Genomic DNA, 7,830 nt, shown 5'->3' on the forward strand with positions numbered 1-7,830 from the left:
GCTCTTGCTGCAGCTGATGCTCCTCCAGCTACTCCTCCTACTACTAAAATTCTTTTACTCACTTTTACTTCCTCCCTTTTAGTTATTTATTTTTTCTTTAGGCATATGTCTTGTTGGTGGTATAATGTTTAATTTTCCTTCAAATAATTTAAGTGCTAACATTCCTCCTAGTGATAAAGAAATAAGGAATCCCCAGCCATGTAATGAAAAATTGGATATAGCTGAATATAATGCACCTATATTACATCCCTTTGCAAATCTTGCTCCAAATCCCATCATAAATCCACCTAAAGCATAAAGTAATACATCTTTCATTTTAAAATTATAATCAAATTTGAATTGACCAGCTAATAATAATGCTAATGCAGATCCAAATATAATTCCAATATTTCTTATTGTTCCACCATCATTTAATAATCCTGCATCTACTTTTCCAACTACATCTGCATATGCTGGAGAACTAAAATCAAATCCAAAGTTTTGTAATAATGCAACTCCCCATCTTGTGAAAGCTGAAGTAACTCCCCAACTTTTACCTGTAGTATTTATTACAAATACAAACATAATTACTAACAATAATCCACCTAATAGGAAACTCCATCTTTGTACGAAAAGTTTGTGGTAAGTGTTATAACTGAATAAATTAAATTTTTCATTGTCTTCTAATGGTAATTCATTGTCTGAAAATACTGTTTTTTCATATGTTCCTTGACTTTTTCTCATATCTTCATATTTTCTAGTAATTACATAAAGTACACCTAATAATGCAAAAGAAACCAATACTGCTCCAATATATCCAAATACATCTGGAAAATATACTGTTGTTGAAATATTTGAAAGGGCAGATTGATCAAATGAATATCTCATTCCATGTCCTGGTACTGCACCTATAACAAAGAATAATAATGCAATTACTGCTCTAATTGCTCCTTCTCCTAAATCAGTTAAGGTTCCAGAAGCACATCCCCCTGCTAACATCATTCCTATACCAAATATAAATCCACCTACTATTACTGCTAAATTTAAAGCTCTCACTGAACCAATTCCTGGAATTACCTCAGCACCATTTGCTACAGCTGACCAATGTATCCCTGCCATTGCTATCATTGTAAGGGCAAACATTACTAATAATGCTTTTGTAAGACTCCCTTCCCCTGTCATATAAATTCTTTTTATACCACCAGCAAATCCAAATCTAGAACGTGTTAATATATAACCAAAAAATACTCCTGTAATTAGGAACATACTTAATTCCCCTGCTCCACTATTTAAATACATACCAAATAAAGTGATTAATATAATTCCAATAATACCTATTGTAACTTGTTTCTTATTAAAACTTTTTTGCTGATTACTAATATTTATATTCTTTTCTTTCTTTATAGAATTTGTTTCACTCATGATTTTTCCCCCTTAAATTTTGTTTTATTTTTAACATTTATGGGTGCGCTCCCTTTATTTATTTATTATTATATAATAGAATTCTAAGTTTCCATCATAATAGTTAGTTATATAACATTTGTGTTTGTTATATAACTAACTATTATGATGACCAATTTTTTATTAAAAACTTATAAATTTTCATTGTTATTGCTTTATATTAATAGAGTTTTATATAATAGAAATAATATTATATAATTATGTTATAATAGTTATACAATATTATTAAAGGAGATTTGCGATGAAGAAAATTGATTGTATGGGGGATATTTGTCCAATTCCAATTGTAAAAACAAAAAAAGGTCTTCAAAATTTACAAACTGGTGAATCTATTATGATTGTAACAGACCACAGTTGTAGTTTTGAAAACCTTATGGAATTACTTAAAGATCGTAATGTTAAAATTGAATCGGAAGAAGTGATTAATGGAGTTTGGGAAATTACAGTAACTAAACTTTAACATAAACTTTTTCTTCCTATTTTCTTAAAATACTCTATAAATTCTTTTACAGACTCACTAACTTGTGAGTTCTTTTCATTTATTAAATACATTTTATATTGTATAGAAAAATCTCGTATTTTTATTAATTTTAATTGCTTTTCATATAGTTCTTTTTTTATTGATACATATGGTAAAAATGCTATACCATAACCTTTAAATAAAGATGATTTAACTGCCTCAGTTGAATCACTTTTATATAATATATTAAGTTTTTTATTTTTCTCTCCTGTTTTTTTCATTTTACCCATTATATTTCCTTCAATATTTAATTTATCTTGTAATAAAACCAAAGGATGGTCTAAAAGCTCTTCTAAATTAATTTCTTCATCTATATAATAATCTTTAGATGCAACTAGTACTAAATTATCATTACCTATTTCATAAAAATCTAAGGATTTATTATTTGGTTTGCCATATATAACACCTAAACTTGCAATATTATTTCTAATATTTTCTTCAATAGTTTCTGTAGCATTAGAGTTTAATTCATAGTTATGATGAGGAAACTTTTTCTTTATCTTATATAATACACAAGGTAATGCATAAGTTGCTATTGGCCAGGACGCTTCTATTTTAATAATTTCATTTTTCATAGAATCTTCCTTAAGATTTTCCATCATAGCTTCATAGGTTCTAACAATATTATCAGAATATTTTGCTACTATTTTTCCCTTACTAGTTAATTCAACACCTTTATTACTCCTTATTAATAAATCATATCCTAAATTTTCTTCTAGTCTTTGAAGCTGTTGACTAAGAGCAGGTTGAGAAATATGACTACTATTTGCTACTCTTGAAATGCTTTTTGATATTGCAACCTTATTAAAATAATCAAAGGACTCTATATGCAAAATAGACACCTCTTTCTATTACTTAAATATCATAAAAATTGTTCATTATCTTATTATAACATATAAATATAATTGATTCCTTATATTTATAGTATATTAATTATTATGTTTCCAAATATTGTTTTTATGATATAATTTTAAATATGCGAACTTATTAAGGGGGGAATTTACATAATGAATAAACCTAAATATAAAGATCAATTTCCTTATGGTATTCTACTTTTAATCTTTATAATAATTATTGGATTTTTGCTGTCTAGTAAATCTATAACATTAAGCTTATATTGGATTACTGGTATTTTATTTGGAGTAGTACTTCAAAAATCTAGATTTTGTTTTACTGCTGCAGTTAGAGACCCTTATCTTACAGGAGGAACTTCTTTAACAAAGGCAGCCTTATTAGCTTTTGCAATTACTACAATAGGTTTTACTTCAATAAAGTTTGGAGGATATTTAAATAATTTTCCTATATTAGGGCAAGAAGCTATTGCTCCTACTAGTTGGGCTACACCTATTGGAGCTTTTATGTTTGGTATTGGTATGGTTATATCTGGTGGATGTGGTTCTGGTACAATTATGAGAGTTGGAGAAGGCTTTTTATTACAAATATTAACTCTTGTTTTTTTTATAATTGGTTCTATTTGGGGTGCACATGATTTTGGTTGGTGGCATAAACATCTCATATCTAAAGGGAAAATAATTTTTCTACCTGATATATTTGGTTGGTTAGGTTCAATTGTATTACAACTTTTATTGATTGCTTTTTTATATATATTAGCAGATAAATGGCAAAAAATTAAACAAGACTTTTAATTGATTAAATTTTTAGAAGGAGGATTTTTGTGAATTATAAAAAATCAAAGTACTTTAAACTTTGGATAAAAAATTCCTGGCCATACTTAGTAGGTGCTATATTATTATCCCTACTTCAAATTGTTACTTTAGTTACTACTAAAAACCCTTGGGGAATATCTAGAACCTTTGTAGATTGGGGAGCATGGTTATATGAGTCAATTGGAGGAGATGTTAGAAGTTGGGTTTTTTTTAATAGTGAAAATGCACAACTAAGATTAAATAATGGGTTCTTTAATGACCCTGGTTCAATGAGGAATTTAGGGATAATCTTTGGAGCACTTTTAGCTTCTCTTTTAGCTTCACAATTTAAAATAAAAAAAATTAAATCAAAAAAACAAGCTTTTGCTGGTATATTAGGAGGCTTATTAATGGGATATGGAGCAAGATTATCCTTTGGATGTACAATAGGGGCTATGTATACAGATATTTCTTCTTTATCCCTTTCAGGTTGGATATTTACTTTATTTCTATTTTTAGGTGCTATTATTGGAAGTAAGATATTATTAAAATTTTTTATTTAATTATAATAAATTAAGTTTATATCACCTTTATCTCCTAAAATTAATGATAGTAAGAATTGTAGGTAATCATTAACAACTATTTATTTGAATTATTCATCGTATTTTGTAATAAAACACCCCATAAATTAGATTTTTGGTCTAGCTTATGGGGTGCATAGTCTTATAGTTTAGAAAATTCTATATGAAGTTCTCTATCCATATTTTTATTACTATAATTAAAATAATCATCTAAAGCTTTTAATAATATATATATTTTTTCTTCTTTAGCATTCTCTCCCATATGACCTACTCTAAATAATTTACCACTAAACTTCCCTATGCTTCCTCCAATTAAGATATCTTTCTCCTCTTTAAGATATTTAAACATATGATCAAAATCTATACCTTTAGGTAATTCTATGGCAGTTAATGTATTTGAATAATGATCATTAGGATAAATTTCAAATCCACATTTAGTAAATGTATCTCTTATTTTACTAGCTAACTCCTTATGTATCCTTATAAAGTCTCCTCTATTAATTAATCTATCTAGTGCCACATTAATTGAATTTATAAGAGCATCGGAATGTGTATATGGAAACTTCTTATTATCTACTACATTAATCCAATTTTTTAAATTTACATAATAACCCTTTATACTATTTTCTCTATTATTTAATGTGTCTACAGCTTTATTGCTTAAAAATATAATTGTTCCTCCAGATGTAACTGATAAGCATTTTTGTGTTCCTGCAAGCAAAACATCTATATTCCATTTATCCATCAATATTTCTTCTCCACCATAGGAAGATACTGCATCAACTATAGACAATATACCTTTTTCTTTTAACAAAGGACATATTTCATCTATAGGATTAGTCACCCCTGTAGGCGTTTCACAGTGTACTAAAGTAGCTATTTTAAATGGGCCATTTTTATCTATAAATTTTTCTAACTCCTCAGTATCTATACCCTTTCTATAGTCTCCTTTAAAATATACTTTTTCTCCTCCATACATATCTACAAAGTCTCCAAATCCTCTGCCAAATATTCCATTATAAATACATAGCACTCTGTCTCCTTCTTCTATAAAAGATGCGCAGGCGCTTTCTAATCCAAGTATTGCTTCTCCCAGCATAATTACTGATGTAGATTCTTTAGAATTAATTATCTTTTTAGCTTTATCACAAGTATCTTTATAAAGTTCAAAAAAATATTCATCCATATCTGTATTAGTATTTTTAATTGCAAGTGCATTTCTTACTTCCTCACTACATTGTGTAGGTCCTGGCGTCATTATTAACTTATCCATTTCAATACCTCCTTACATAAATTTTCCTAGAATATTAAATACACCTATACCTAAATGTATCAATACTCCATTAATTAATATAAATACTCATAGCTTTTCTTTAAATAATTCATATCCAATTAAATTATATGAATATTGATAGAAAATCGCAATACCATTTAAGCTTATGAACAAAAATGTACCGATTCATTTATGGAAAATAAAAAAACTCATTGACATATAATATGTCAATGAGCAAGTACATTATATTACAATATTAAATATTACAATCAATAAAGGAACTAAAAGTGCAGTTATAAGTCCAGAGATTCCCATTGCGAGTCCACTCATTGCACCTTCTGTTTCTCCCATTTCCATTGCTTTTGCAGTTCCTACAGCATGAGAAGATGTCCCTATGGCAATTCCTCTTGCTACTTTATCATCTATTTTAAATATCTTACATACTAAAGGAGCTATAATAGCACCTATTATTCCTGTTATAACTATAGCCACTACAGTTATTGATGGAATTCCACCAATTGTTTGTGATACTTCTATTCCAATTGGAGTAGTTATAGATTTGGGTACAAGTGAATAGACCATTTTAATATCATAATTAAATATTTTAGTTAATGACACTACACTAATAAAAGATGTTAATACTCCTGTAAATATACCAATTAAAATTGGCATTTTATGCTTCTTTAGTAATTCTATCTGTTTATATAAAGGAATAGCTAAAGCAACAGTAACTGGTCCTAAAAATAAGGATAAAATATCTCCACCTTTTTCATAAGAACTTAATTGTATATCAAATATACTAAGAACTAAAATTATAAGTGTAATACTTATCAATAAAGGATGCAATACAGGAATCTTTGTTTTCTTATAAGTATATAACCCTATTTCAAATGCCACTATAGATATTAGTATTCCAAAATAAGGCGTTTCAATGAACCATTCCATTATTTTTCACCCCTTTTAATTACTTGTTGTACTACTAATCCAGTAATAGCCATAACTAATATTGTAGTAAGTATAAGTATCAATGAAAAACTCAACCAAATATCTTTAAATTTATCTAATAAAGCTATAAGTGCTACACCCGGTGCTATAAAGAAAAATGCTAAATGATCAAGTAAAAAGTTACTAACATCTTCTATCATTTCTAACTTAATCACTTTAAAATATAATGCTGCAAACAATAGTATCATTCCTATTATATTACCTGGAATAGATATTCCTAATATATTGTTGATCATTTCTCCAATTATAAAAAATATCAAAATAATAGCAAATTGTCTAAACAATTTCATATATATTTACCTCTTTCTGTATATTTTATTATATATTAAAAAAGCTTCCAAACATTAAGTTTAGAAGCTTTTTCAGTGGTGCCCAGAGGCGGAATCGAACCACCGACACGAGGATTTTCAGTCCTCTGCTCTACCGACTGAGCTATCTGGGCAAGTGGTGGGCCTTCAGGGATTCGAACCCCGGACCTACCGGTTATGAGCCGGGCGCTCTAACCAACTGAGCTAAAGGCCCAATATCATATTAAACTGATATTGGTAGGACTAAGTGGACTCGAACCACCGACCTCACGCTTATCAGGCGTGCGCTCTAACCAGCTGAGCTATAGTCCTATAAAATATATAATGGTCGGGGTGGCAGGATTTGAACCCGCGGCCCTCTGGTCCCAAACCAGATGCGCTACCAAACTGCGCTACACCCCGTTATTTTATTTTGTTTTTTTACTACCTACCAGAAATTTATGGCAGGGGTAGCAGGACTTGAACCCACGACGCTTGGTTTTGGAGACCAACGCTCTACCAACTGAGCTATACCCCTAAAATCTTGGTGGGCCTTCAGGGATTCGAACCCCGGACCTACCGGTTATGAGCCGGGCGCTCTAACCAACTGAGCTAAAGGCCCAATATTGGCGGAGAAGGAGGGATTTGAACCCTCGCGCCCCGTAAAGGACCTACTCCCTTAGCAGGGGAGCCTCTTCAGCCACTTGAGTACTTCTCCATATTGGTGGTTGTCTCTAAATCAAAATGGCGGAGAGGGTGGGATTCGAACCCACGTGGGCTTGCACCCTAACGGTTTTCAAGACCGCCCCGTTATGACCACTTCGGTACCTCTCCATATTTGGTGACCCATCGGCGACTCGAACGCCGGACACCCTGATTAAAAGTCAGATGCTCTACCAACTGAGCTAATGGGTCATATATTTGGCTGGGATAGCAGGACTCGAACCTACGCATGCCAGGATCAAAACCTGGTGCCTTACCGACTTGGCTATATCCCAAAGATGGTGCACCTGGGAGGATTCGAACCCCCGGCACATGGATTAGAAGTCCATTGCTCTATCCTACTGAGCTACAGGTG

8 protein-coding genes and 10 tRNA genes are annotated in these 7,830 nt (G+C 30.7%); 3 read left to right on the top strand and 15 right to left on the bottom strand.

Annotation, left to right across the window (positions count from 1 at the left end; translation table 11 throughout):
* Positions 1 to 78: 78 nt before the first annotated feature.
* Positions 79 to 1,401, bottom strand: a complete 1,323-nt coding sequence (locus D3Z33_RS08235; RefSeq protein ID WP_160197303.1) for a YeeE/YedE family protein — start codon at positions 1,399 to 1,401, stop codon at positions 79 to 81.
* Between the two features lie 280 nt (positions 1,402 to 1,681).
* Here D3Z33_RS08235 and D3Z33_RS08240 point away from each other — a divergent pair, with 280 nt between their 5' ends.
* Positions 1,682 to 1,900, top strand: a complete 219-nt coding sequence (locus tag D3Z33_RS08240) for a sulfurtransferase TusA family protein (RefSeq protein ID WP_160197304.1) — start codon at positions 1,682 to 1,684, stop codon at positions 1,898 to 1,900.
* Here D3Z33_RS08240 and D3Z33_RS08245 read toward each other — a convergent pair.
* Positions 1,897 to 2,793, bottom strand: coding sequence for a LysR family transcriptional regulator (locus D3Z33_RS08245; protein WP_160197305.1), 897 nt, complete (start codon positions 2,791 to 2,793; stop codon positions 1,897 to 1,899). The two genes, D3Z33_RS08240 and D3Z33_RS08245, sit on opposite strands and share 4 nt — an antisense overlap.
* Positions 2,794 to 2,967: 174 nt before the next feature.
* Between D3Z33_RS08245 and D3Z33_RS16945 the strand changes: the two genes are divergently transcribed.
* Both D3Z33_RS16945 and D3Z33_RS16950 read left to right on the top strand, forming a co-directional pair.
* On the top strand, positions 2,968 to 3,606 hold the full coding sequence (locus D3Z33_RS16945) for a YeeE/YedE thiosulfate transporter family protein (protein WP_160197306.1): 639 nt from the start codon (positions 2,968 to 2,970) through the stop codon (positions 3,604 to 3,606).
* A 29-nt stretch (positions 3,607 to 3,635) separates the two neighbouring features.
* Entirely contained in the window at positions 3,636 to 4,169 is a 534-nt protein-coding gene (locus D3Z33_RS16950; RefSeq protein ID WP_160197307.1) for a YeeE/YedE thiosulfate transporter family protein, read from the top strand.
* Between the two features lie 160 nt (positions 4,170 to 4,329).
* Here the strand turns inward: D3Z33_RS16950 and D3Z33_RS08260 are convergent, their stop codons facing one another.
* From D3Z33_RS08260 to D3Z33_RS08320, 13 genes are all read right to left on the bottom strand, one after another.
* Entirely contained in the window at positions 4,330 to 5,460 is a 1,131-nt protein-coding gene (locus tag D3Z33_RS08260; protein ID WP_160197308.1) for a pyridoxal-phosphate-dependent aminotransferase family protein, read from the bottom strand.
* Between the two features lie 243 nt (positions 5,461 to 5,703).
* Positions 5,704 to 6,405 carry an LrgB family protein gene (locus D3Z33_RS08265; protein ID WP_160197309.1) on the bottom strand — a complete coding sequence of 234 codons (702 nt, stop codon included), beginning with the start codon at positions 6,403 to 6,405 and terminating at the stop codon, positions 5,704 to 5,706.
* Positions 6,405 to 6,755: a CidA/LrgA family protein gene (locus D3Z33_RS08270; RefSeq protein WP_160197310.1), complete on the bottom strand. Its 351-nt coding sequence runs from the start codon at positions 6,753 to 6,755 to the stop codon at positions 6,405 to 6,407. Before D3Z33_RS08270 ends, D3Z33_RS08265 begins: the two co-directional genes overlap by 1 nt.
* Before the next feature lie 76 nt (positions 6,756 to 6,831).
* A tRNA-Phe gene (locus tag D3Z33_RS08275) sits at positions 6,832 to 6,907 on the bottom strand.
* Positions 6,908 to 6,910: 3 nt separating this feature from the next.
* Positions 6,911 to 6,987: transfer RNA gene (locus tag D3Z33_RS08280), tRNA-Ile, on the bottom strand.
* Between the two features lie 21 nt (positions 6,988 to 7,008).
* Positions 7,009 to 7,085, bottom strand: a tRNA-Ile gene (locus tag D3Z33_RS08285).
* 13 nt (positions 7,086 to 7,098) lie between these two features.
* Positions 7,099 to 7,175, bottom strand: a tRNA-Pro gene (locus tag D3Z33_RS08290).
* 39 nt (positions 7,176 to 7,214) lie between these two features.
* Positions 7,215 to 7,290: transfer RNA gene (locus D3Z33_RS08295), tRNA-Trp, on the bottom strand.
* Positions 7,291 to 7,297: 7 nt separating this feature from the next.
* Positions 7,298 to 7,374 (bottom strand) — tRNA-Ile (locus D3Z33_RS08300).
* Between the two features lie 5 nt (positions 7,375 to 7,379).
* Positions 7,380 to 7,470, bottom strand: a tRNA-Ser gene (locus D3Z33_RS08305).
* Positions 7,471 to 7,497: 27 nt separating this feature from the next.
* Positions 7,498 to 7,586 (bottom strand) — tRNA-Ser (locus D3Z33_RS08310).
* Between the two features lie 5 nt (positions 7,587 to 7,591).
* Positions 7,592 to 7,667 (bottom strand) — tRNA-Lys (locus tag D3Z33_RS08315).
* Positions 7,668 to 7,674: 7 nt separating this feature from the next.
* Positions 7,675 to 7,750: transfer RNA gene (locus tag D3Z33_RS08320), tRNA-Gln, on the bottom strand.
* Between the last annotated feature and the right edge of the window lie 80 nt (positions 7,751 to 7,830).

This window comes from Senegalia massiliensis, from assembly GCF_009911265.1.
Classification (GTDB): domain Bacteria; phylum Bacillota; class Clostridia; order Tissierellales; family SIT17; genus Anaeromonas; species Anaeromonas massiliensis_A.

Coding starts and splice junctions, on each gene's coding strand:
- D3Z33_RS08270 (WP_160197310.1), bottom strand. CDS start 6,755: ATGAAATTGTTTAGACAATTTGCTATTATTTTGATATTTTTTATAATT.
- D3Z33_RS08260 (WP_160197308.1), bottom strand. CDS start 5,460: ATGGATAAGTTAATAATGACGCCAGGACCTACACAATGTAGTGAGGAA.
- D3Z33_RS08240 (WP_160197304.1), top strand. CDS start 1,682: ATGAAGAAAATTGATTGTATGGGGGATATTTGTCCAATTCCAATTGTA.
- D3Z33_RS08265 (WP_160197309.1), bottom strand. CDS start 6,405: ATGGAATGGTTCATTGAAACGCCTTATTTTGGAATACTAATATCTATA.
- D3Z33_RS16945 (WP_160197306.1), top strand. CDS start 2,968: ATGAATAAACCTAAATATAAAGATCAATTTCCTTATGGTATTCTACTT.
- D3Z33_RS08235 (WP_160197303.1), bottom strand. CDS start 1,401: ATGAGTGAAACAAATTCTATAAAGAAAGAAAAGAATATAAATATTAGT.